Below are 23,165 nucleotides of genomic sequence, written 5' to 3' on the forward strand. Positions count from 1 at the left end.
GTGCGGGGGTTGCCGCCTTCGGGTTCGCGGGCTTGTGGGCTCGGTGATCCGGTGCCATGTTGGGGGGTGACGTACCGGCTGGTCCTCTGGGTGGGGAGATCACGGATGCGGCGAACGGCGGGACTGGGGCTGCTGGCGGTGTGCGGGTTGCTGGCGGGGTGCCTGGGGCAGACGCAGAGCGGTGATCAGGCGCGCAACGCCGACGCCAAGGAGATCACGCTGACGATCGTGGCCAACGCGGTGTCGGGCGGGAAGAACGCCCGTGGGGCCGGGTGGTTGCGGAACTGGGTGATCCCGCGGTTCACCGAGCTGCAGAAGGCCAAGGGTGTGACGGCCACCGTGGAGTTCGAGCAGAACGGGGCCGGGGACGAGGACTACAAGACCAAGGTCGCGCTCGACCTCAAGACCGGTGGCGGGGGCGACGTCGTCGAGATCGACGGGATCTGGCTCGGGGAGTTCGCGCAGGCCGGGCTGATCAAACCGTTGGACGAGGTCGTCGGCAGCACGGACTGGGACGGGTGGGAGCAGATTCCCGACGCCGTGCAGGGGCTGGGGGAGTTCGGCGGCAAGCGGTACGGGGTGCCGATGGGCACGGACGGGCGCGTGCTGTTCTTCAACAAGAAGCTGTTGGCGCAGGCCGGGTTGCCGGTGGAGTGGCAGCCGCGGTCGTGGCAGGACGTGCTCGACGCCGGGGCCGAGCTGAAGGGGCTGGCGGGGGTCACGCCGATCCAGCTCAACGCCGGGACCGCGATGGGCGAGGCGACGACCATGCAGGGCGTGCTGCCCGCGCTGGCGGGTGCGGGGCGGCCGATCTACGAGAACGGGAAGTGGCAGGGGGATTCCGCTCAGGTCAAGGACGTTCTCGAGCTGTACCGGAAGGTGTACGGGGGTGGGCTCGGGGATCCCGTGCTGCAGCAGGAGGTCAAGGGGCGGGACCGGTCGTTCCAGCTGTTCAGCGAGAACAGGATCGGGATCCTGCTGGAGAGCGACTACTTCTGGCGGTCCGTGGTGGAGCCGCGCAACGGCGTGGCCAGGATGGCCGACCGCGACACCGCGGTCGGGTGGGCGCTCATCCCGGCCAGGCAGGCCGGGGCCGGTGTGGGTGGGCAGGACTTCGTGAGCATGTCCGGGGGCGGAGTGCGGGTGGTCAACCCGAACACGAGGTACCCGAAGCAGGCCTGGGAGTTCCTGCAGTTCCTCAACTCCGCGGAGGCCGTCGAGGAGTCCCTGGCCGGTACGGCGCAGCTGACCCAGCGGCAGGACGTCAACGACAAGGTGCTCCGAGGTGACCCGATGCTGACGTTCGTCTCGGAGAAGGTCCTGCCCATCACGCGCTACCGGCCCGGGCTGGCGGACTACCCGAAGGTGTCCGCGGCGTTGCAGCAGGCCACGGCGGACGTGGTCGCCGGGAGGAGCCCGGACGAGGCGGCCGGTGCGTACCGGGCGGCGCTGGTGAAGGCCGTCGGCGAGGGCAACGTTGGATAGCTCCGGGCTGGGGGTCCGGCGCGCTGTCGGGTTCGTGGCGCCCGCGCTGCTGCTGATCGGGGTCTTCCTGGTCTTCCCGGCGTTGTGGACGTTGTACATCGGCATCACGGACTACCGGCTCACCGGACCGGCCGCGGCGAACCCGCGGGTGGTCGGGGTGGACAACCTCGTCGAGGCCGTGCGGGACCCGCTGTTCACGAACTCGGTGTGGCTCACGGCGTTGTTCGTGCTGGGGTCCGCGGTCGTCGGGCAGAACGTGCTCGGGTTCGGGCTGGCCTGGCTGCTGCGGACCGTGCGGCCCGGGGTGCGGCGGCTCGTCGAAGGGCTGGTGCTGCTGTCGTGGATCCTGCCGGGCACGGTGGTGGCGTACCTGTGGTTCGCGGTGCTGAGCCGCGACACCGGGACGCTCGGGCTGCTGCTAGGGTCGCCGGAGACGGCGTGGCTGGTGCGGTACCCGATGACCAGCCTGATCATCTTCAACGTGTGGCGCGGGACGGCGTTCTCGATGCTGCTCTACACCTCGGCGCTGGCCGCGGTGCCGCCGTCGCAGCTGGAGACCGCGCGGCTGGTGGGCGCGTCGGGGTGGCAGACCGTGCGGGACGTGGTGTTCCCGCACATCCGCGGGCACGTGCTGACGAACACGCTCCTGATCAGCCTGTGGACGGCCAACGACTTCACGCCGTTCCTGCTGACCGCGGGCGGGCCGGACCACCGGTCCGAGGTGCTGCCGGTGCTCATCTACCGGCAGGCGCTGGAGAGCGGGCAGCTCGGGTACGCGTCGGCCCTGTCGATCCTGCTGCTGGTGGGCAACCTGGCCATCGCGCTCGTGTACCTGCGGTTGCTGCGGAGGCGCGCGTGAGTCCTCTGTGGATCGTCCGCCGGATCGGCTTGTACGTGCTGGTCTCGGTGGTGCTGGCGTTCTTCGCGGTGCCGATGCTGTGGCTCGCCTCGGCGCCGTTCGACGCGAAGCCGGGGCTGGGACTGCGCTGGCCGGACTGGACCTCCTCGAACGTCGTGGCGACCTTCGAGCACCCGTACGCGCTGACGTCGTTGGTGAACTCGCTGGTGTTGTGCGTCGTCGCGACCGTGGTGACGACGGTGCTCGCGGCGCTGGCGGCCTACGCGCTGTCGCGGGTGCGCATCCCCGGCCGGGACCTGCTGCTGTACCTGCTGTTGCTGCTGTCGAGCGTGGTGACGGGCACGGCGGCGATGGTGCCGATCTTCGTGATGATGCTGCAGCTCGGGCTGATCAACTCGCAGCTCGGCACGGCGCTCGTGATCTCGGGCGGCCTGCTGCCCGCGGCGATCTTCATCCTCAAGGACTTCATGGACGCCGTGCCGCGTTCGTACGAGGAGTCGGCACGGGTGTTCGGCGCCTCGCCGCGGCAGGTGCTGAGCCACGTGGTGCTGCCGGTGGCGCGGCCGGGGGTGGCGACGATCTTCGTGTGGGCGTTCGTCAACGCCTGGGGCAACTTCCTGCTGCCGTTCCTGCTGCTGCGCGACGTCGGCCGGCAGCCGGCGGCGGTGCTGTTGCGGACGCTCTACGACGAGGGCGGCAGCGCCAACCTGACCGTGATCCCGGTGTTCTCGCTGCTGTACTCGATCCCGGTGGTCGTGCTGTACCTGTTCGTGAACAAGCGGTACGGGTTCCGATTCCACGGAGGCATCAAGAGCTGATGGCGAGCATCACTGCCGAGGGCCTGTCGACCGTCTACCCCGGCGGGGTGCGGGCGGTGGACGACCTGGACCTCGAGATCGCCGACGGCGAGCTGTTCGCCCTGCTCGGCCCCTCCGGCTGCGGCAAGACCACGCTGCTGCGCACCATCGCGGGACTGGAGGCGGCGGCCGGCGGTGCCGTGACGATCGGCTCGCGGGACGTCACCCGGCTGCAGCCCGGTGACCGCCGGGTGGCGATGGTGTTCCAGGACTACGCGCTGTTCCCGCACATGACGGTCGCCGAGAACATCGCCTACCCGTTGCGGGTGCGGGGCGCGGCGAAGTCCGTGCAGCGGGAGACGGCCGCCGGGACCGCCGCCGGGCTGAGCCTCGACGGGCTGCTCGGACGCCGGCCGGGACAGCTGTCGGGCGGCCAGCAGCAACGGGCGGCGCTCGCCCGCGCGGTCGCCGCGTCGGCCGAGGTGCTGCTGCTCGACGAGCCGTTGTCCAACCTGGACGCCCGGCTGCGGCTGGAGGCGCGGACGTTCCTCAAGAAGCTGCAACGGGAACTGGCGCTGACGACGGTGTTCGTCACGCACGACCAGGCGGAGGCGCTGGCGCTGGCCGACCGGATCGCCGTGATGGACGCCGGGCGGATCCGCCAGCTCGGCACACCGCGCGAGGTGTTCCAGCGACCCGCGGACACGTTCGTGGCGAACTTCATCGGCTCCACGCCCATGAACCTCGTGCCGCGCGGCTCGCAGATCATCGGAGTGCGGCCGGAATACCTGGCACCGGCCGAGGAGGGGCTGTTCACCGGTGTGGTGTCCATTGTGGAGAACCTCGGCGTGACGTCGCTGGTGACGCTCGACTGCGGCGACGAGCAGATCGGGTACGTCGTGCCGGAGGACGACGAACCGCCGGTCGGCACCGCGGTGACGGTGGACGCCCCGCCCGCGCGTGTTCTGAGCTACGACAGGGAGACCGGCCTACTCGTGAGGTGACGCCCGATGTTCCAGACCGACGGCTACGAGACGTACGAGAGCGTGCTCGCCCCAGACCGGTTCGAGGCGCTGGTGGCGCACTTCGAGGCCAAGCTGGCGGCTCTGCCGCGAGGACGGCGTCCCGAGCACATGGACGTGCCGCACCTGACCGATCCGGCGCTGTTCGAGTGGCTGCTGGACCCGGACGTCCTCGACCTCGTCGAGTCGCTGATCGGGCCCGACATCGCGCTGTTCTCGTCGCACTTCATCTGCAAGCCCGCCGGTGACGGCCGGCCCGTGCCGTGGCACCAGGACGCGCACTTCTGGCGCGACAGCCTCGACCCGGCCGGTGACGCCATCACCGTCTGGCTCGCGATCGACCCGTCGACCACCGAGAACGGCTGCCTGCGGGTGATCCCCGGCAGCCACCTCGCCGCCGCCGAGCACACGGGCAGCGCCGACTCGTTCTTCAACCAGGAGACGGCGGTCGACGAGTCGCTCGCCGTGGACGTGGAACTGGAGCGTGGGGCGTGCAGCGTCCACTCGGCGATGCTCGTGCACGGGAGCCCGCCGAACCGCAGCACTTCGAGGCGGTGCGGCTACACCATGCGGTACGTGCCGACGACCGTGCGTTTCCTTCAGCCGGACAGCCACCGGATCTACCTCGCCCGTGGCCGCGACCACGCCGGCAACACCTACAGCTCGCCCGGGAGCCCCTGAGAACAGTCGAGCTGGAGCTCGTCGCCTTCGGGCGCGGCACCACCTGATGACCGGCTGGGTCAGCCGAACGTGAGAACGCCCTGGGCGGCCGGCTGCAGCGTCCCGACCTCGGCCTCGCTGACCCTGAGCGAGCTGAGGTCCGCGACCGGCCGGCCGTCCGCGCCGATGACGGTGACCTCGGCGGGCGTCGCGCCGGGCAGCTCGGCGGTCATCGACCCGATGGCGACCGAGCCGGCCTCGTCGCCGACGTCGAGCCGCACGCCGGCGAACGCGGTCCGGCCCGGCTCCAGGGTGATCGACGGACCCTCGCCGGGCACGAGCTTCTGCTCGACCGGGATGGCGGCGAGCTCGTCCGCAGGGGTGGTGAACGAGAGCTTCGGCCACCCCCGGAACGTGAGCGGTGTCGTGCCCTCGTTCGTCACGGTGAGCAGGCCCAGGCCGGGCTTGCCCTGCAGGGTCAGCTCGGCCTTCAGCGTCGGTTCGCGCTTGTCGGACACCGTGGCGGACGTCGACGCCGGGGACTGCGTGGACTGAGGGGTCTGCTGGGCCGCCGGGCCGGGCGTCGGCGTCGCGCAGGCCGTGGCGGCGATCGCGAGAACAACGGCGAGGACGGTGACACGCATTCGCTTACCCCTTGGCCGGCCGGCGACGGATGTTGATCATCGCCGAGTAGCCGGCCGGTCACCGGGACAAACCGCCGTCGCCCGATCGGGTGTTCAGAGGGTGGCGGTCCGCACCGCCTTCGCCATCGCCTCGAAACCCCGGTCACCGGGGTGCAGGTGGTCGCCCTCGTCGTAGTCCGGCCTGATCCGCTGCGGGTCCGCCGGGTCACGGATGACCTGGTCGAAGTCGACGACCGCGTCGAAGTCGGAACTGGTGCGGATGAACGCGTTCACCGCCTGGCGCACCGACTCGAGCTCCTCGGTGTAGCTGTTCCAGCCCTTGAACGGCGTGATGGTCGCGCCGACGACCCGCAGGCCGCGGTCGTGCGAGCGCTGGGCGATCTGCTTCAGCGCCGCGATGATCCGGGCCGGGTCGGTCTGGTGCGGCGTCTGCTGGATGTCGTTGATGCCCTCGAACACGATCACCGAGCGGACGCCGGACTGGGTGAGCACGTCGCGGTTCAGCCTCGCCGGTGCGTTGGGGCCGGACGAGCCGCCGTCGAGCAGGAGCCGGTTGCCGCTGATGCCCGCGTTCAGCACGCCCAGCCGGGTGTTGACGCGGTCGGCGAGCTGGTCGGGCCAGCGCAGGTTCGCGCCCCACGTCGAGTTCGCGCCGTCGGTGATCGAGTCGCCGAGCGCCACCACGCTGCCCTTCAACGTCGACGAGCGCACGTCCACGCCCGAGACGTAGTGCCAGTTCGTCGTGCGTTCGCGATAGGCGGCCGCGGACTCGTCGGCTGTGTGGTTGCCTTCGCGGGTGAAGTACGAGTTCTGCATGGCCAGTTGGTGGTGCGTTACGGGGCCGCCGGGCTCAGGCGTGTAAACGCTCACGAGCAGGTCGGAGTCCGCCGGGACGGTCAGCGCCACGCCGTCGCTCACCACGTCGGCACCGGGCGGAGCCGTGACGGACCGCGAACCGCCGAACGTGAGCGTGCGCATCGTGCCGGGCAGCGCCAGCGGCGTGTCCGGGCCCGCCGCGCGCGCCACCGTGACCTGGCCGAACACGACGGGCGTGCGGCCGTAGGCGTTGGAGAGGCGGACGCGGATCTCCTTGCCGCCCGCGCTGACGTGCACGATGTTGCGGATCGAGTGGTCGACGTAGCCGTTGTCGGTCCCCGGCACGGCCGAGGACGGCGCTGCCGCCCAGGTGCCGACCCATCGGGGCGGTGCGGCCTGCGCGGGTGAGGCCGCCGCCACGAGCAACGCCACCGCCAGCAGAAAGCGCGTCATGTCCTCGACCTTGGCAGCGCTCTCCCACGTCCGGTAGCCGCCGATCTTCGGATCTATGCTGTGCCGCGTGTGGAACGGGGCGGAGTACCAGCGCAGGTTTGACTCGCTCGCCGAGTCGGGGATGGACGTGCACGGCGAGGCGACGTTCGTGCGCGCGTACGAACCGAAGACCGTGCTGGACGCGGGCTGCGGCACCGGGCGCGTCGGGATCGAGCTCGCACGGCACGGCATCGAGGTCGTCGGCGCGGACCTCGACGCCTCGATGCTCGACTACGCGCGCGAGCAGGCACCGCACGTCAGCTGGGTGCGGTCCGACCTGGCCGAGCTGGACCTCGGGCGCACGTTCGACGTGGTCGTCATGGCGGGCAACGTGCCGCTGTTCACCGCACCCGGCACGCAGGACGCACTCGTCGCGGGCGTCGCGCGGCACGTGGGCGGCGTGCTGGTCGCCGGGTTCAGCCTGGACCGCGGGTACACCGCCGAGGAGTACGACGAGCACTGCGCGCGAGCGGGCCTGCGGCTGGTCGAGCGGTTCGCGACGTGGGACCGCACACCGTTCGAGGGCAACGACTACGCGGTGTCCGTCCACCGCCTCGACGGGACAGAGCGCTAGAGGCGCGCGTGCGCCTGCGTTGCCGCTTCGACGAAGTCCCTGGTGAGCGGGTCGTCCTCGCGCCACGCGATCAGGACGGGGCTGGGCGGCAGGTCGGCCAGCGGGACGACGACCAGCCCGTCGCCGAGGTCGTGGCCCAGCGGGGCGAGACCGACGGATCCGTTCCACAGCACGGATTGCACGCACTCCTGCACGGCCCGGACGGTCGGGCCACCGCGGGGTGCGCCGCCGTTCCAGTAGTCGCGCCAGACCGGGTCCGTGCCCTCCGGGAACTGGAACCACTCGCGGCCGGCGAGGTCGGTGGTGGTCAGGTGCCGCGATGTGGCGAGCGGGTCGTCGGCCCGCAGCACCGCTCCAACCGGGTCGTGGCGCAGGATCCGGGTGCGCAGACCGCTTTCGTCGAACGGGCCGCGCGTCAGGGCCACGTCGACCCGCCCGGTGCGCAGGCCGCAGGTCGGGTCCGTCAGGTCGGTCTCGCGGACGCGGACCTCGACGTCCGGGCGCCTGCGCCGGAACGCGGCGGCGACCCGCGCCGCGCCGTGGTCGCCGAGCACGCCCACGGTGATCGTCGTCCGGGCGATCTTGGCCCGGATGCGGCCGGCGTGGTCGAGCAACGCCCTCGCCTCGTGCAGCAGCAGGCGGCCCGCGTCCGTGAGCGCGACGCCGGCGGGGGAGCGGTGCAGGAGCGCCGTGCCGAGGTCGTTCTCGAGCTGTTTGATCGCCCGGCTGAGCGGCGGCTGGCTCAGGTGCAGGCGGCGCGCGGCGCGGCCGAAGTGCAGCTCCTCGGCGACCGCGACGAAGTACCGCAGCGTGCGCAGCTCCATGACCAGGCACGATACTCGTCCGGTATCGGGTGTGCGCACACGGTCTTGGACGGCAGCCGGGCAGCGCCGGTGGAGTGGGGGCATGAACCTCCCCGACCCCGCCGTCCACGTCTCCGCCGCCGTCGAGGTGGCCGCGGACGTGCTGGTGATCCCCAACGAGCACGTCAGCCTGGTGCCCAACATCGGGATCATCGGCGGCTCCGAGGCCGTGCTCGTCGTCGACACCGGACTCGGCCTCGCCAACGCCTCCGAGGTGCTCGCGTTCGCGTCCGAGGTGGCGCGCGGCCGGCGCGTGCACCTCACGACCACCCACTTCCACCCCGAACACGCCTTCGGCGCCTCCGCGTTCGACTCCTACCTGGTCAACCGCGCGCAGGCGGACGACCTGCGCCGCAAGGGATCCGGCTACCTGGAGATGTTCCGCGGCTTCGGCGGCGCGGTCGCCGAACGGCTGGCCGGCGTCGAGGTGCCGGTGCCGGACCTCGTGTTCGACGGCGTCCACGCGCTCGACCTCGGCGGCCGGACGGTGCTGCTGAGGCCGACCGGCCGCGGCCACACGCCGGGGGACCAGGTCGTCGAGGTGCCGGACGCGGGCGTGCTGTTCACCGGCGACCTGGCCGAGACCGGGCAGTTCGCGATCTTCCCGTGGTTCCCGCCGCACGACACGGACGTCTCGGGCCTCGGCTGGATCGACGTCCTGGAGCGGTTGATCGCCTCGGAGCCGCGGACCGTCGTACCGGGACACGGGTCGGTCGGTGGTCTCGCGGTGCTGGAGGACGTCCGGGACTACCTGCGGGAGCTGCGCGACGAGACCTGGCGGCGGCGCTCCGCCGCGGACCTCGCCGAGGTCGTGGCGGAGGTGCGGGCCGTGCTGGTCGAGCGGCACCCGGAGTGGGCGGGGCGGGAGTGGATCGAGCCCGGGGTGGGCTGCCTCTGCTCGGAGGGTTTGTCCGCTTGATGACTTCAGTGTCGACTAAATAAAATCCTCGCCGAGGTGGGCGCGGATGACCTTCTTGGGCACGCACATCGTCCAAGCGCCCGTGACGAGCTCCGTCATCTCCTCGGCGTCCAGCTCGGCCATGGAGGCGTGCACCCACTGGAAGCGCATGTCGGACTGGCTCGGGAACGCGAACTTGACCGGGTCGCTCGCGACGAGCGCCTCCCGCTCCTCGCGCGGGTAGCCGAAGCCGAGCACCGTCTCGTCGTGGGACAGCGCCGCGTAGACGATCCGGCCGACGCGGAACTTCACGCGGTCGCGGATCAGGTGCTCGGTGGTGCGGGGCAGTGTCAGCGCGACGGCGCGGACGTCGGCGGTGGTGACCATGCCGGAATCCTCCTCGTCGCGCTGTCCCGTGTCTCGTCACTCGCGGTGACGGGTGCAATTGCAAGCCCTTGGCGATTCCGAATTCGGCAATGGGAACGAATCGGACAATAGCGATTTGGAACTTCGTGGTTCATCATTTCTGCGGCTTGCTCCGGTTGTTGCGGTGACAACTTCTGTTGCTGGTTTCGGCGCGGGTGAGCTGCGCTGATGTTCCGGATTGCACCTTTTGACCCACTGCTGTCGAAGGTGTTGTTCCAATTAAGACGAGGGAGTGAGTTCTTGGGGTGAGAGTGCGAACACACTTCGCTTCCCCATTTCACTCGATCGGGTGAAAAGTGGGGCGATGAACCTCAAGCGGTCCCTTCCGGGCCTTCTTCCGCTCGTGCTCACCGCGTCGTTCTTCGCCGTCGGCTCCGCCGAGTCGGCCACCCCGACGCAGAGCCCGATCAACGTCACGCCCCAAGCGATCCGGCTCGACCCGCACGCGGCGAAGCTCGACGTGACCTACGGCCACTCCGCACTGGAGCTCAAGTACGTCCGCAAGGACACGGCCAAGGCCGACGGTTGCACCACCCGCGACCACGAGGAGACGGAGGAAGCCGAGGTCGAGCCGGGCGCAGGCCACGTCACCGTGGCCGGCACCCGCTACGACCTGGTGCAGTTCCACTTCCACACGCCGTCCGAGCACCAGTTCGGCGGCCGCGGTACCCCGCTGGAGATGCACCTCGTGCACCGCAGCGCCGCCGGCAAGCTGCTGGTGGTCGGCGTCCCGCTCGTCGTCGGCTCCCACTCGGTCGTGGACGACGTGCTGGCCACGCTGTCGCCCGAGTGCGGCGCGCCGGTCGAGATCGAGCCGATCGACCTCAACCGCCTGCTGCCCCCGGGACACCACACGCTGCACTACACGGGCTCGCTGACCACGGCGCCGTTCACCGAGGGCGTCGAGTGGTACCTGACCGGCCCGCAGCACGTGACGGCGGCGACGATCGCCCGCTTCCAGGGGCTGTTCACCACCGGCAACGCCCGTGCGCCGCAGCCGCTCAACGGTCGGACGATCGTCGAGGTGCCGCGGATCTGACGCCGGGGTGCTCGGTGGGCCGGTCCCGGGGATTCGGGGCCGGCCCTGTGGCTTGTCGGGGTGGAGGGGTGCGGGGTGGCAGTGGTACGGCTGGATGGCGGTTTGGGCGGCGCGGCTTGGGGTGGCGCGGGAGGGTGGGCCGAGCGCTGGTGGGGCGCTGGCGGGATAGCCGCCACCGGCCGCCACCGCCGCGGCGTTCAACCTCGGCAACGCTGGGCCACCCGGCTCGGTCGATCGCGATCGGCAACGGGGGCTCGGACACACCACGCCCGACTGGATCGGAGCGCTGCTCGCGCTGGGCAGGCTCGCGGTGGCGCTGATGCCGGTATTCCGCGCCCGGCGTGTGAGCATCGGCACCGCTCCGGAGCCTTCTGAAGCGCGTCAGAAGAACCGTAGGATCGATGCGGTAGCTAACTAATCTGCCCACCACCTGTCTGGGGAAGCCTTGAACACCACCCGCGCCATGACCGCGCTCGCGCTCGGCGGGTTCGGCATCGGAACGACCGAGTTCGCGACGATGGGTCTGTTGCCGCAGATCGCGGAGACGTTCGGCATCCCCGACTACGAGGCGGGCCACGCGATCAGCCTGTACGCCGCCGGTGTCGTCGTCGGTGCGCCGTTGATCGCGGTCTTGGGCGCCAAGTTGCCGCGCAAGGGCATGCTGATCGGCCTGATGGTCGCGGTGGCGCTCGGCAACGGGCTCTCCGCGGTCGCCCAGGACAAGACGCTTCTGCTCATCGCGCGGTTTGTCGCGGGACTGCCGCACGGTGCGTTCTTCGGCATCGCGGCGGTCGTCGCCGCGGCGCTCGTTGCTCCCGAACGGCGTGGCACGGCTGTTGCGCGCGTGATGGTCGGTCTCACCGTGGCGAACCTTGTGGGCGTACCGCTTGCCACGGCGGCGGGGCAGCAGATCGGCTGGCGCACGGCCTACCTCGCGGTCGCGGTGATCGCCGTGATCACCGCGCTGGCGATCGCGGCCTGGGTGCCGCGGGTGCCGAAGGTCGAGGGTGCGTCGATGAAGGCCGAGGTGCGGGCGTTCGGCCGGCCGACGGTCTGGTTCGCGATCTTCACCGGCATGATCGGCTTCGGCGGCATGTTCGCCGTCTACTCCTACGTCGCGCCGCTCACGACCGAGGTCGGCGGGCTGCCGGCGGGCGCGGTGCCGTGGGTGCTCGCGGTGTTCGGCCTCGGCATGACGCTGGGCGCGACGTTCGGCGGCCGGTTCGTGGACCGGTCGGTGACGGGCTCGGTGTTCGGCGGGCTGGTCGCGGTCTGCGTGATCCTCGTGCTGTTCGGGCTCACCGCGACCGTTCCGGTGCTGCTGTTCGCGTTCTTGTTCCTGCTGGGCTTCACCATCCAGATTCTCGCGGCGGCGCTGCAGATCAGGCTTATGGACGCCTCACCCGACGCGCCGTCGCTCGCGGCCTCGTCGAACCACTCGTCGCTCAACGTCGCGAACGGCGCGGGCGCGTGGCTCGGCGGGCTGGCCATCGCGGCGGGCTGGGGCTACACCTCGACGGCGTGGGTCGGCGTGGCCCTGTCGCTGGCGGGCCTCGCGATCGCGGTGGTGTCGGTGTTCTACGAGCGGCGGGCCTTGGACCGCGAGACGACGAACCAGATGATGGCGATGGCCAGCCCGGCGAGCACGACGATGGAGACCCAGCCCAGGTAGCGGTCGACGAGCTCGTAGTTCTCGCCGAGCGCGTACCCGGCGAGGATCAGCGCGGTGTTCCACACGAGGCTGCCGGCCGCGGTGTAGACCGTGAACTTCAGGATCGGCATCCCGGACACCCCGGCCGGGATGGAGATCAGGCTCCGCACCACCGGCACCATGCGCCCGAAGAACACGGCCTTGTTGCCGTGCTTGTCGAACCACTCGTCGGCTTTGTCCACATCGGACGCCGTGACGAACGGGATCTTGTCCGCCGCCTTGCGCAGCCGGTCGACCCCGAGCCACGCGCCGAGCCCGTACAGCACCAGGGCTCCGACGACGGAGCCCGCCGTGGTCCACAGGATCGCCGCGATCAGCGAGATCTTGCCCTGACCGGCGGTGAACCCGGCGAGCGGCAGGATCACCTCGCTCGGCACCGGGGGGAACACGTTCTCCAACGCGACGGCGATGCCCGCGCCGGGCGAGCCCAGCGCCTCCATCAGGCGGGTGATCCAGTCCATGGTCGTCGAATTACCCGTTTCGCCCGGTGATCCAACCTCCGGCCGGTCACGCGACCCCGGCGAGGCCCGGCTGGCCGCTGATCGTGCACGGGTCTACCGTTGTTCGCCTTCCCTTTCTGGAGGTAGACCGTGCGAGGCGCGATCGCGGCGGGCCACCCGCTCACCGCACAGGCGGGCGCGGCGGTGCTGCGCGCGGGCGGGAACGCCGTGGACGCCGCCGTCGCGGCGATGCTGACGTCGTGCGTCACCGAACCGCTGCTGACCGGCCTCGGTGCCGCCGGGTACATGATGATCGCGCCGGCCGGCGGGACCCCGGTGCTGCTCGACTTCTCCGCCGAGGCACCGGGCCGCGCGAAAGCGGGGGACAGGGCGCCGCTCGACCCCATCACCGTCCACTTCGGCGACGCGCAGCAGGAGTTCCACGTCGGACCGTCCTCGGTCGCCGCGTACGGCATGCCCGCGGGTGCCGCGAAAGCCGCCACGTACGGGCGAGCGCCGTTGCACGAGCTCGTCGCCACGGCGGCGATGCACGCCCGCGAAGGCCACCGGGTGAACCGGTACCAGGCCTACGTGACGTCGTTGCTGCTGCCGCTCGCCCAGAGCGCGGGCCTGAACGCCTTCGAGGAGGGCGAACTGCTCGTGCAGCCCGAGCTCGCCGAAGCCCTCGACCGGCTCGGCAGCGACGGCGCCGCGCCGTTCTACACCGGCGACGTCGCGGCCGCGATCGCCGACGAGATCTCCTCTCGGGGCGGTGACCTCACGCGCGCCGACCTCGCGGCGTACGAGGCCGTCGAGCGCGAGCCGTTGCACGTGCGGCACCGCGGCCGTGACATCCACACGAACCCGCCACCCGCGGCGGGCGGTGCGCTGCTCACGCAGATGCTGGAGGCGTTGCCGGACACCCCTTCGCAGCAGGACCTCCTGCGCGCGCTCGCCACCCCGAAGACGCACCTGAACCGCCTCGGCTCCACGACGCACATTTCCGTGCTCGACGCCGACGGCACCGCCTGCGGCGTCACGACCACGAACGGCGCCGGCTCGGGCATCTCGATCGCGGGCGTGCACCTGAACAACATGATGGGCGAGGAGGACCTGTCCCCGGACGGGTTCTTCAGCCACGCGCCCGGCGACCGCCTGCCGTCGATGATGGCGCCGACCGTCGTCACGCACCGCGGCGGGACCGAGCTGGTGCTCGGCAGCGCGGGCTCGAGCCGGATCTGCGGCGCGATCCTGCAGGTGCTCGTGAACGTGCTCGACCGCGGCATGCCCGCCCAGGAGGCCGTTGACGCGCCCCGGATGCACCTGAGCGGGGACCACCTGCACGTCGAACCGGGAATCCGGCCGGAAAGCGAGCTGCCGGTGACGCGCTTCCGCGCCCCGAACATGTTCTTCGGCGGGTGCCAGGTGGTCGAAATGACCGGATCGGGCCAGCTCAGGGGTGGTGCGGATCACCGTCGGGGCGGCGCGATCGTCGTTGTGTGAGATGTTGCCCGCATAATGGGATATTTGGTTTCCTGATTCACCGCTCGACGCGCACGATGGGCGGGTGACGGCACTCAGCGACAGAAGATCCTCGCCGCTCCTGTCCCGTACGTTCCTCCAACTCTCCGTCATCAGCGTCGTGTCCGGCGTGTCGATGGCGTTCGCCCTGCCGTTCAACTCGCTGTTCCTCACGAGCGAGATCAAGGTGACGCCGTTCCAGCTCGGCTTCTTCCTGATCGCGAGCCCGCTCGCGTCGGTCGTCGCCAGCACGATCATGGGCAAGCTGTCCGACGGCCGCGTGCAGCGCCGGTACATGCTCGCCGCGGGCGGTGTCGCCGGTGCCGTCGGCTACGGCCTGTTCGCCGTCCTGCGCGACTACTGGTTCCTGCTCGGCACGTCCGTCGTCTTCATCGCGATCACCGGGTCGTTGCTGCCGCAGCTCTTCGCGTACGGCCGTCAGGTCTCCCGAGGGCCGTCGATGGTCGTCAGCGTTCTGCGCACGCTGCTGTCGGTCGCCTGGGTCGCCGGACCGCCGGTGGCCGCGCTGCTCGTCGCGAAGACCGGGTGGGTCGGCCTGTTCGCCTCCACGGCCGTGCTGCAGCTCGGCGTCGCGGTCCTCGCGCTCACCCTCCCCGTGCCGCCCGCCCGGGACGAGGAGGCGGAAGCGGCCGAGGAGGTCGCGGGACCGGCGCGCGGCAACATGACCGTCGTCTCCGCCGCGTTCCTGTTCCTGCAGGGCGCCGTGGCGCTCGCGGTGAGCGGCCTGCCGTTGTTCGTCACGACCGAGCTGGACGGCACGGCCGGCGACGCCGGGCTCGCGATGGGTCTGTGCGCGGCGCTGGAGATCCCGATGATGCTGTGGTTCGGCTCGCTGGCGAACCGGATGTCGCAGCACAAGCTCGTGCTCATCGGCGCCGTGATCGCGTTGGGCTACCACGGAGTGATGGTGTTCACCGACGCCATCTGGCAGGTGATGGCCGCACAGCTGCTGCACGCCACCGTCATCTCGTTGATCATGGGTGTCGGGATCACGTACTTCCAGAGCCTCGACCCCGGCCGCCCCGGCCACGCCACGACGATGTTCAGCAACACCCAGATCGTCGGCGGCATGGTCGCGGGCGCGTTGCTCGGCGTCTCCCAGGGGCTGGGCTTCCGCTGGGTCTACGGCTTCAGCCTCGCGATGAGCGTGCTCGGACTGGCGCTGCTGCTCGTCGCGGGCAGGCTCACCGCACCGTCGAGGCGGTGACCCGCGGCTTCTCGCCGACGCCGAGGTAGAAGATCCCCTTGATCGTCTCGAAGCCGAGGCTGGGGTTGCGGCGCAACGTCGAGCCGCCCTCCACCGACAGCGAGCCCGTCCTGTCGTTGCTGACGAAGAAGATCGCGCCGCCGCCCTCGTTGGCCTGGTTGTCCTCGATCAGCGTGCCGGCGATCCGCAGCGTGAACGTGTTGCCGTCGTTGTAGATCGCGCCACCGCTGCCGCCACCGGGTGTGCCCGCGCGCGCCGGGTTGGCGCCGCGGCCGATGGCCTTGTTGCCCTTCATCAGGCTGTTGAGCACGACCCACGACGCGCCGATGCTGCTGAGCGCGCCGCCGTTGGAGCACACGCCGCCCTCGAACGTACTGCCGGTGATGTGGACCGGCTTCTTCTCCTCCCAGGCGACCACGCGGATCGCGGCGCCGCCCAGGTCGGGACCGGCCGCATCGCAGCGGTTGTTCGCGAAGCGCGAGTTCACGACCTTGAGCTGGCCGCCGAGCACCATGATCGCGCCGCCGCCCCCGCCCCCGGCCGTCTCACCGGTCGAGTTGCCGTCGGCGAGAGTGATGTTCTGGACGACCAGCCGGGGAGCGTTCTGCTCGAGCAACCGGCGCTGTCCCTGGCCGCTCAGCGTGATCCGGCCGCCGCCGTCGAGCACCGTCCGGGCGCGGACCTTCGCGGTCGCGGTCATCGGGATGGTGTGCGCCTGCGGACCGCAGTCGAACGTGACGACCCCGCCGGCGGCGACCGCGGCGACCACGGCCTGCGACGTGCAGCTCGCGGGCGTGCCGGTGCCGATCACGCGGGTGGGCTTCGAGGTGTCCTCGGCGGCGGCTTCGGGCGGGACGGCGGCGGTGCCGGCCGGGTTGCCGAACTTCGCGGCGGGAGCGGGAGGAGCCGGGGACGGCGGAGCAGACGGGGGAGAGGCGCTGCTCGGCGGTGGTGTCGTCGGCACGACCGTCACGGTCTGCGAGGTCGACGTCAGGGGTAACCGCGGTCCTGCGACGGGGGAACCGGGGATCGCCGTGCCGCACCCCGCCACGAGGGCGGCAAGCAGCACGACGGCCTGTCTACCTGAAGGCATGGCGGGCACCCTAAACGGGTTGGGAGGGCTTGGCCAGCACTTGCCGGCCGAGGCGAGATCAAGGCGTTCTCCAGGTGTTTCCCGACCGTGATCGGCTCTGCCGGAACCCGCTCTGGTCCGGTCGTCGTGACGGTGCGTGGACAAATGGCGCAACGACCGGCACGGCATGCGGTGCATTGAAGGCAAACGACCCATTCGTGAAAGAACCACACGTTTGAGTGCTCCCGCCGCCCTGGCACACTGCGCTCCGTGCCGACCCAGTTCCCCGACGAACCACCGACCGAGCGCCACGTGGCGCCCGACCCGGCGTTGATGGAGGCTGCCCGCGCCAGGGGAGCCGCTCGCTGGGCCGCGGCCGGTGACCGGGCGGCGCGGCAGGAGAAGCCGCCGGCCGGCGGCCCGCTCAAGCCGCGCGCCGCCGCGATCGCCGCCACCGTCGCGCTGCTCGTGCTCGGCGGGATCGCGGTCGCGACGTTCGACGGTGACCCCGGCGTCGGCGGGACCGACCTCGCGCAGCCCTCGCACAGCTACATCCCCGGCCTGATCACCCCGCCGGAGGAGCTGCCGGAGGAGTCCGCGCCGAGCCTGGTGCCGACGCAGAACGCCGTGCCGCCACCCGCCCCGGACACGGGCAGGGCGCCCGCGGGCGTCAAGTCGTTCACCACCGGCCCCGGCTGCGGCGGGTTCAGCGGCGTCGGCTCGTACCGCGACGGCCGCAAGGGCTGGGTCGACCGCGGCGACGGCCGGTGCGGCTCGACGTTCGTGTCGATCCCGATGTCCGGTGACGCCCGTCGCGACGAAAGCTCCGCGTACGGCATGTGGACGTTCGCGGCTTCCGGCACGTGCGAGCTCTCGGTGCACATCCCGAACGGCAACCTCGAACAGGTCGGGGGTAACCCGACCGTGTACTACGTGTTCGACCGCAACGGCGTCGGCGGCACCCCGATGGCGTCGTTCGCGATCAAGCAGGTGGACAAGCGCGGCCAGTGGGTCGTCGCCGGGAAGTTCAAGGCCAGCGGAAACCTGACCGTGCAGCTGCTCACCCGAGGTCAGGACTGGAACGGCTCCGGACCCACCTACGCCCATCACGCCGCCGGTGCCGTCAGGGCAGACTGCACGGCGTGACAAGAGATCTGCACCTGGTCCGGCACGGCGAAGCGACGAAGGACGGGGCCCGGCTGACGGCACGGGGCCGCAGGCAGGCCGAGGCGCTCGCGGAACGGTTGCGGGGCACGGGTTTCGCCGCAGTGCACCACGGTCCGGCCGCCCGCGCGGCGGAGACCGCGTCGATCATCGCCGGTGTGCTGCGCGTGCCCTGCCGAGTCGAGTCGGCCGCCGACGACTACGTGCCGCACTTCGTCCCGGACCACGACGACTTCTTCGACCGGTTCCCCGAGTCCGAGCGCACCCGCGGCCCCGCCCTGGCGCACGAGGCCGAGACCCGGTTCGCACGCCCCGGCGACGGCCCGGTGCTGGTCGTGACGCACGCGTTCCTGATCGGCTGGCTCGTGCGGGACGCCCTGGACGCCCCGCCCGAGCGGTGGCTGACGCTGAACCACGACCACGCCGCGCTGACCGTGATCCGCTACACGACCGGCGAGTCACCCCGCCTGGTGCGGTTCAACGACGGCGGGCACCTCAACTCGCCTTGAGCGTGAGCAGCGTGATCTCGCTGGGCGCGAAGACGCGCATCGGCGGGCCCCAGAAGCCGGAACCGCGGCTGGTGTAGAGCTGCGTGCGGTCGCCGTGCCTGCTCAGGCCGGCGACCACCGGCTGCTGCAGCCGCACCAGGTAGTGGAACGGCCAGATCTGACCGCCGTGCGTGTGCCCGGACAGCTGCAGGTCCACGCCCGCCGCGACGGACTTCTTGACCTCCGACGGCTGGTGCGCCAGCAGCACGACCGGTGCGCCGGGATCGGCACCGCGCAGCGCCGTGGCGAGGTCAGCGGCGTGACCGGGCTCGCCGGAGTGGCTCGCCGTGACGTCGTCGATCCCGGCGAACACGAGCTTGGCGCCACCGCGCTCCAGCACCACGTGCTCGTTGCGCAGCGCCCTCCAGCCCAGGCGGGTCATGAGGTCGACCCAGCCCTGGCCGTTCGAGTAGTACTCGTGGTTGCCGGTGATGTAGAAGCGGTGCTCGGTGTTGACGTCGCCGAGCGGGGTGGCCTGCTCCAGGCGCTGCTCGGCGGTGCCGTCCGCGATGTCGCCGACGTGCACGGCGACGTCCGCGCCGAGCCCGTTGACCGCGTCGACCATGCCCCGGGACCACTTCGCGCGGTTGATGGCGCCGTAGTGCGTGTCGGTGACGACCGCGACGGTCAGGCCGTCGAACGCGGGGTCGAGCCGGGGAATCGTCACGGCTTGCCGCTTGATCCGGGGCACGCGCATCGCCTCGTACACGCCGTACACCGTCACGGTGACGATGAGGACGGCCAGCAGCACCGCGATGAACCGGGAGCGGAACGGGTTCTCGACCCCCGCCACCGCCAGGCCGATCCGCACCACGTCGGAGATCAGCGTCCAGACGAACGCGATCCAGGCGAAACCGAGCAGGAACTGCGAGATGCGTGCCGCCCGGTCACTGCCGCGCTGCGTGAACAGCACGATCATCGTGATGGCCGCCGCGACGAACACGACCGCGGCGATCGGGCGGACCGGGTCCGGCCACTCGGCGCTCGCCGCGAACAGCCCCTCGAAGGGCACCCAGAACAGCAGCGTCGTCACGGTGAAGAGGACGAGCGTGAACACCACCCGCCGAACCGTGACGCGGGGCCGGGCAGCGGTGGTCGTCATGCTTGCATCCTCCTGAAAGGGCTTGGAACTCGTTCAACGCACAACGGCCGCCGTTTGTTCGCTTCCGTCGGCGTAGACGTCCGTCACAGGCGTTTCCGCTGTCCGCAACGCAACCGGTGAGGCGCTCGGGAGTCCTCTGAGCAACACCGGAACAACGACCTGGAGTGGACCACATGATCTTCTACACCGACGAGGAGAGCCGCACCCTGCGCACCGCGGTGTACGGCGCGATGCTGCTGGTCTCGCACGCCGACCCCGGTCCCGTGCTGGAGGAGCGCTTCGCCGGCCTGCGTGCTCTGCGCAACCTCTCGCCGGACCTGCGCACCGTCCTGGGCGGCGCGCGCCCGTCGGTGCCGGCGGGGACCGACGAGGAGATCGAGCCGGTCGTCCTCGAGGCGCTGCGCTCGTCGATGAAGACGCTGGCCGCCAAGTCGCCGGAGGACGCCGTCGAGTTCCCCCGCGGGGTGCTCGCGATCTGCCGTGAGGTCGCTGAGGCGGATGGTGTCGTGGTGGACGCCGAGGACGCGATGGTGGCCCGGATCGAGGGCGCGCTGGCGCTGTGAGCCGTGGGCTGTTGCGGTGAACGGCCCTGCCGCGGACTCCGCGTCCCACTTGGTGGGCGCTGCTCCGAACGGTAGATGGCGCGGCCGCGGTGCGGTGCCAGGGTGGATCTCCGAGGGGATCGACACCGGGGAGTGCCGCCATGGAACTGTCGCGTCGCGAACTGCTGACCCGCACCGGGCAGGCCGCCGCCGTCGCCACCGCCGCCTCCGCGCTCACGACCGGCGCCGCGCGGGCGGAACCGGGGTCGCGGGTGAAGCTGACGCAGGGCACCAACATCTCGGTCGCGCGATCACGGGACGGCCGGTGGCTCGCCATCGACCTCGTCACCGCCATCTGGGTGCTGCCGGCCTCGGGCGGGGAGGCGCGCAAGCTCACCGGCGAGCTGCAGGACGCCACGCTGCCTTCTTTCGGACCCGGTGACCGGATCGCGTTCCAGTCCTACCGGGACGGCAACTACCACCTGCACGTCATCGGGTTCGACGGCCGCGGGCTGGAGCAGCTCACGTCCGGCCGGTACGACCACCGCGAGCCCGCTTTCTCGCCGGACGGCAAGCGCATCGCGTTCGTCAGCGATCGGGCGGGCAGCTACGGCGTGCACGTGCTCGACGTGGCCACGAAGCAGATCACGCAGCTCACCGGTGTGCCGGACGAGGCCGCGGCACCGCAGTGGTCCGCCGACGGCACGCGGATCATCTTCACCGTCGGCAACGCGGCGGTCGACACCGTGACGCTCGACGGCAAGCGTGAACGTCTCGTCACGGCCCCCACGGGCACGCAGTTGTTCGGTGCGGCGTTCGGACCCGGCGATCAGCCCAGCTACACGCGGATGCGGCCCGGTCAGGCCGACCTCGTGCTCGGCACGACCGCGGTCGTGAGCGGGCAGGACGTCTTCGGGTTCGCGCCGATCTGGGACGGTGACAGCGTTCTCTACACGGCGGACGGCAAGATCCGCTGCCTCGCCCGCGGGTCCACGAAGGACATCCCGTTCGAGGCTACGGTTCCGGTGCGGGAGAACCGCGGGCAGCGCCGGGCCGGGAACCTCACCGGTGGCGCGGTGAAGGGCATCGCGAGCCCGGTCGTGTCGAGCGACGGGAAGATCGCGTTCCGGGCGTTGAACGCGCTGTACCTGCTCAGCGGCGGCAAGGCCGTGAAGCTGACCGGCGGCCGGTACTTCGACTCCGACCCGGACTTCTCGCCCGACGGCAGGAAGCTCGTCTACGCGAGCGACCGGACCGGCGTCGCGCAGCTGCGGGTCCGCGACCTGGCTTCGGGCGAGGACGAGCTGTTCGCGCCCGCACCGCACGCGCAGACCACGCCCCGGTTCTCGCCGGACGGGACGCGGGTCGCGTACCTCGACCAGGACGGCCAGGTGTGGATCACGGACCGGCAGGCGCGCAGGCAGGTCACGCCCGCGTTGTTCCAGCCGGGCCGGCCGACCTGGTCGAAGGACGGCGGCACGATCGCGCTGGCGGCGGTGAAGCCGTTCTCACGGCGGTTCCGCGAGGGCACCAGCCAGGTCCTGAGCGTCGACCTCGCGAGCGGCGAGCTGAGGTACACCGAGCCGATGCCGTTCCGCTCCATCGCGACCCGCGGCGACGACGGCCCCGTGTGGTCGCCGGACGGCAAGCACCTCGCGTTCGTCGTGGAGAGCGTCGCGTGGGTCGTGCCGGTCGACGCCAAGGGCACGTTCCAGGGCGAGCCGCGCAAGGTGACGAACGAGGTCACCGACTCGCTGGCGTGGCACGGCAACGACGCGCTGGTGTACCTGAACAACGGCCGGCTCCGCAAGTCCACTGTGGACGGCAGGGTCACGACGATCCGCCACGGCCTGACGTGGCGCAGGCCGAAGTCCCCGAACCGCAAGGTGGTCCGCGTCGGCGCCTACTGGGACGGCGAGGCGCACCAGCTCGAGCGCGACGTCGACATCGTCGTGGCGAACGGCGAGGTCGAGGAGGTCCGGCCGCAGCGGGGACGGGCCGATGTCGATGCGGCGGGCCTGACCGCCATCCCCGGCCTGATCGACGCGCACAACCACTGGCACCTGCGCGGCCGCCAGTGGGGCGCGCGGCAGGGCAACGTCTGGCTCGCCTACGGCGTCACGACCGTCCGCTCACCCGGCGACCCGGTCTACCAGATGGTCGAGACCAGGGAGGCGCTCGCCGCGGGAACCCTGACGGGGCCGCGGTTCTACGCGACCGGCGAGGCCGTCGACGGCTCCCGCGTCTACTACAACTTCATGCGGCCGACGCTCAGCAGGGCGCAGCTCGACCTGGAACTGCGCCGCGCCCACGAGCTCGGCTACGACCTGATCAAGACCTACGTCCGCCTGCCCGTCGAGCTGCAACGCGCCGCCGTGCAGCGGTCACGCGTGCCGCTCTCCAGCCACTACCTCTACCCGGCGGCGAACATCGGCATGGACGGCATGGAGCACGTGGGCGCCACCAACCGCCTCGGCTACTCCCACACGATCACCCGCCAGGGCAAGGCCTACCAGGACGTGGTGGCCCTGTTCACCCGCTCCGGCATGTCCATCACGCCCACGCTCTTCCAGTCGCGCGCCCTCTACGACACCGACAAGTCGCTCGTCATCGACGAACGCACCCGCGTGCTCTACCCGCCGTGGGAGTACGAGCGCTACGTCGCCGACGCCAACAACCAGGGCACCCCGGCCGGCACGTCGTCGCGCGCGATCCTGCGCGGCTGGGTCGAGCTGGCGCTGCAGGTCCACCGCGGCGGCGGTTTCGTCATCACCGGCACCGACGCACCGCTCGACAGCCCCGCCACCGCGACGCACATGAACCTGCGCGCCCTCGTCGAATACGGCTTCACACCACGGGAAGCGCTCATCACCGCGACCCGCAACCCGGCGAGGTGGCTGGGCCTGCCGCTCGGCGCGATCAAGCCCGGTGCGCCCGCCGACATCGCTTTCGTCGAGGGTGATCCGCTGGCGGACATCAAGGCCGCGGCCGACGTGCGGCAAGTGATGGTGGGTGGGCGGCTCCACAGCGTGTCCGAACTGCTCGAGCCGTACCGGCAGACGCCGGCTCTCGCGATGTCGGCGGCGCTCGACCCGTTGCCTTCGGCGGAGAAGAAGCACTGGTGGCACGAGCCGGAGTGGGCCGAGCGGGTCTGCTGCGACCACTGAGCCGGCACGACGTCGAAGCGGGAGCGCCCACGCCCCGTCCGTCCGGGATGACCTGTGGTCGGGCGCACGCCACGAATCCGCCGCCGGTGCGGGGC

At 71.1% G+C, this 23,165-nt stretch carries 23 protein-coding genes; 16 read left to right on the top strand and 7 right to left on the bottom strand.

The genetic code is table 11. The features are described from left to right. The first annotated feature begins 105 nt into the window (after window positions 1–105). The 5 genes from BLQ91_RS07915 to BLQ91_RS07935 are packed head-to-tail and all read left to right on the top strand — an operon-like array spanning window position 106 to window position 4,844. Window positions 106–1,485 carry an extracellular solute-binding protein gene (locus tag BLQ91_RS07915; protein ID WP_090096106.1) on the top strand — a complete coding sequence of 460 codons (1,380 nt, stop codon included), beginning with the start codon at window positions 106–108 and terminating at the stop codon, window positions 1,483–1,485. Further along, complete coding sequence (locus tag BLQ91_RS07920; RefSeq protein ID WP_090096107.1) at window positions 1,478–2,344, top strand: carbohydrate ABC transporter permease; 867 nt, start codon at window positions 1,478–1,480, stop codon at window positions 2,342–2,344. The genes BLQ91_RS07915 and BLQ91_RS07920 overlap by 8 nt, the downstream gene beginning before the upstream one ends. Next, a complete protein-coding gene (locus tag BLQ91_RS07925) occupies window positions 2,341–3,162 on the top strand; it encodes a carbohydrate ABC transporter permease (RefSeq protein WP_090096108.1) in 822 nt (273 codons plus the stop codon). Before BLQ91_RS07920 ends, BLQ91_RS07925 begins: the two co-directional genes overlap by 4 nt. Then, entirely contained in the window at window positions 3,162–4,145 is a 984-nt protein-coding gene (locus tag BLQ91_RS07930) for an ABC transporter ATP-binding protein (RefSeq protein WP_090096109.1), read from the top strand. The genes BLQ91_RS07925 and BLQ91_RS07930 overlap by 1 nt, the downstream gene beginning before the upstream one ends. Window positions 4,146–4,151: 6 nt before the next feature. Further along, the gene (locus BLQ91_RS07935) at window positions 4,152–4,844 is read left to right on the top strand and encodes a phytanoyl-CoA dioxygenase family protein (RefSeq protein ID WP_090096110.1); all 693 of its coding nucleotides are present in this window, start codon (window positions 4,152–4,154) and stop codon (window positions 4,842–4,844) included. A 59-nt stretch (window positions 4,845–4,903) separates the two neighbouring features. Here the strand turns inward: BLQ91_RS07935 and BLQ91_RS07940 are convergent, their stop codons facing one another. Both BLQ91_RS07940 and BLQ91_RS07945 read right to left on the bottom strand, forming a co-directional pair. After that, window positions 4,904–5,467 (bottom strand): DUF4232 domain-containing protein, encoded by a 564-nt coding sequence (locus BLQ91_RS07940; protein ID WP_090096111.1) that lies wholly within the window; start codon window positions 5,465–5,467, stop codon window positions 4,904–4,906. 93 nt (window positions 5,468–5,560) lie between these two features. Continuing rightward, window positions 5,561–6,736 (bottom strand): SGNH/GDSL hydrolase family protein, encoded by a 1,176-nt coding sequence (locus BLQ91_RS07945; protein ID WP_090096112.1) that lies wholly within the window; start codon window positions 6,734–6,736, stop codon window positions 5,561–5,563. A gap of 67 nt (window positions 6,737–6,803) precedes the next feature. Between BLQ91_RS07945 and BLQ91_RS07950 the strand changes: the two genes are divergently transcribed. Next, entirely contained in the window at window positions 6,804–7,349 is a 546-nt protein-coding gene (locus BLQ91_RS07950; protein WP_245733268.1) for a class I SAM-dependent DNA methyltransferase, read from the top strand. Here the strand turns inward: BLQ91_RS07950 and BLQ91_RS07955 are convergent. Beyond that, entirely contained in the window at window positions 7,346–8,173 is an 828-nt protein-coding gene (locus tag BLQ91_RS07955; protein WP_090096114.1) for a LysR family transcriptional regulator, read from the bottom strand. The genes BLQ91_RS07950 and BLQ91_RS07955 overlap by 4 nt on opposite strands. An 82-nt stretch (window positions 8,174–8,255) precedes the next feature. Here BLQ91_RS07955 and BLQ91_RS07960 point away from each other — a divergent pair, with 82 nt between their 5' ends. Beyond that, complete coding sequence (locus BLQ91_RS07960; protein WP_090096115.1) at window positions 8,256–9,131, top strand: MBL fold metallo-hydrolase; 876 nt, start codon at window positions 8,256–8,258, stop codon at window positions 9,129–9,131. 15 nt (window positions 9,132–9,146) lie between these two features. Here the strand turns inward: BLQ91_RS07960 and BLQ91_RS07965 are convergent, their stop codons facing one another. Next, window positions 9,147–9,497: an MmcQ/YjbR family DNA-binding protein gene (locus BLQ91_RS07965; protein ID WP_090096116.1), complete on the bottom strand. Its 351-nt coding sequence runs from the start codon at window positions 9,495–9,497 to the stop codon at window positions 9,147–9,149. A gap of 52 nt (window positions 9,498–9,549) precedes the next feature. On the opposite strand from BLQ91_RS07965, the gene BLQ91_RS41090 reads away from it, so the two are divergent. The 3 genes from BLQ91_RS41090 (at window position 9,550) to BLQ91_RS07975 (ending at window position 12,247) form a co-directional block, all read left to right on the top strand. After that, window positions 9,550–9,705 (top strand): hypothetical protein, encoded by a 156-nt coding sequence (locus BLQ91_RS41090; protein ID WP_176959626.1) that lies wholly within the window; start codon window positions 9,550–9,552, stop codon window positions 9,703–9,705. A gap of 135 nt (window positions 9,706–9,840) precedes the next feature. Further along, complete coding sequence (locus BLQ91_RS07970) at window positions 9,841–10,575, top strand: carbonic anhydrase family protein (protein ID WP_090096117.1); 735 nt, start codon at window positions 9,841–9,843, stop codon at window positions 10,573–10,575. A gap of 463 nt (window positions 10,576–11,038) precedes the next feature. Continuing rightward, complete coding sequence (locus BLQ91_RS07975) at window positions 11,039–12,247, top strand: MFS transporter (protein ID WP_090096118.1); 1,209 nt, start codon at window positions 11,039–11,041, stop codon at window positions 12,245–12,247. Here the strand turns inward: BLQ91_RS07975 and BLQ91_RS07980 are convergent. Further along, window positions 12,154–12,747, bottom strand: a complete 594-nt coding sequence (locus BLQ91_RS07980) for a DedA family protein (protein WP_090096119.1) — start codon at window positions 12,745–12,747, stop codon at window positions 12,154–12,156. The genes BLQ91_RS07975 and BLQ91_RS07980 overlap by 94 nt on opposite strands. A gap of 129 nt (window positions 12,748–12,876) precedes the next feature. On the opposite strand from BLQ91_RS07980, the gene BLQ91_RS07985 reads away from it, so the two are divergent. Further along, window positions 12,877–14,229, top strand: coding sequence for a gamma-glutamyltransferase (locus BLQ91_RS07985; RefSeq protein WP_090096120.1), 1,353 nt, complete (start codon window positions 12,877–12,879; stop codon window positions 14,227–14,229). Window positions 14,230–14,293: 64 nt separating this feature from the next. Continuing rightward, the gene (locus BLQ91_RS07990; RefSeq protein ID WP_245733269.1) at window positions 14,294–15,475 is read left to right on the top strand and encodes an MFS transporter; all 1,182 of its coding nucleotides are present in this window, start codon (window positions 14,294–14,296) and stop codon (window positions 15,473–15,475) included. On the opposite strand, the gene BLQ91_RS07995 is transcribed toward BLQ91_RS07990, so the two are convergent. After that, the gene (locus tag BLQ91_RS07995; protein WP_090096678.1) at window positions 15,453–16,568 is read right to left on the bottom strand and encodes a hypothetical protein; all 1,116 of its coding nucleotides are present in this window, start codon (window positions 16,566–16,568) and stop codon (window positions 15,453–15,455) included. The genes BLQ91_RS07990 and BLQ91_RS07995 overlap by 23 nt on opposite strands. A gap of 249 nt (window positions 16,569–16,817) precedes the next feature. Here BLQ91_RS07995 and BLQ91_RS40145 point away from each other — a divergent pair, with 249 nt between their 5' ends. Continuing rightward, the gene (locus BLQ91_RS40145) at window positions 16,818–17,693 is read left to right on the top strand and encodes a hypothetical protein (protein WP_143022560.1); all 876 of its coding nucleotides are present in this window, start codon (window positions 16,818–16,820) and stop codon (window positions 17,691–17,693) included. After that, a complete protein-coding gene (locus tag BLQ91_RS08005; protein WP_218130175.1) occupies window positions 17,690–18,220 on the top strand; it encodes a histidine phosphatase family protein in 531 nt (176 codons plus the stop codon). Before BLQ91_RS40145 ends, BLQ91_RS08005 begins: the two co-directional genes overlap by 4 nt. Here the strand turns inward: BLQ91_RS08005 and BLQ91_RS08010 are convergent. After that, window positions 18,207–19,361 (bottom strand): metallophosphoesterase, encoded by a 1,155-nt coding sequence (locus BLQ91_RS08010; protein ID WP_090096122.1) that lies wholly within the window; start codon window positions 19,359–19,361, stop codon window positions 18,207–18,209. The genes BLQ91_RS08005 and BLQ91_RS08010 overlap by 14 nt on opposite strands. A 173-nt stretch (window positions 19,362–19,534) precedes the next feature. On the opposite strand from BLQ91_RS08010, the gene BLQ91_RS08015 reads away from it, so the two are divergent. Continuing rightward, window positions 19,535–19,924 (top strand): hypothetical protein, encoded by a 390-nt coding sequence (locus BLQ91_RS08015; RefSeq protein ID WP_090096680.1) that lies wholly within the window; start codon window positions 19,535–19,537, stop codon window positions 19,922–19,924. Between the two features lie 140 nt (window positions 19,925–20,064). Continuing rightward, window positions 20,065–23,070 (top strand): amidohydrolase family protein, encoded by a 3,006-nt coding sequence (locus tag BLQ91_RS08020; protein ID WP_090096123.1) that lies wholly within the window; start codon window positions 20,065–20,067, stop codon window positions 23,068–23,070. Window positions 23,071–23,165: the final 95 nt, after the last annotated feature.

Origin of the sequence: Lentzea jiangxiensis (assembly GCF_900104175.1) — a bacterium.
GTDB lineage: Bacteria > Actinomycetota > Actinomycetes > Mycobacteriales > Pseudonocardiaceae > Lentzea > Lentzea jiangxiensis.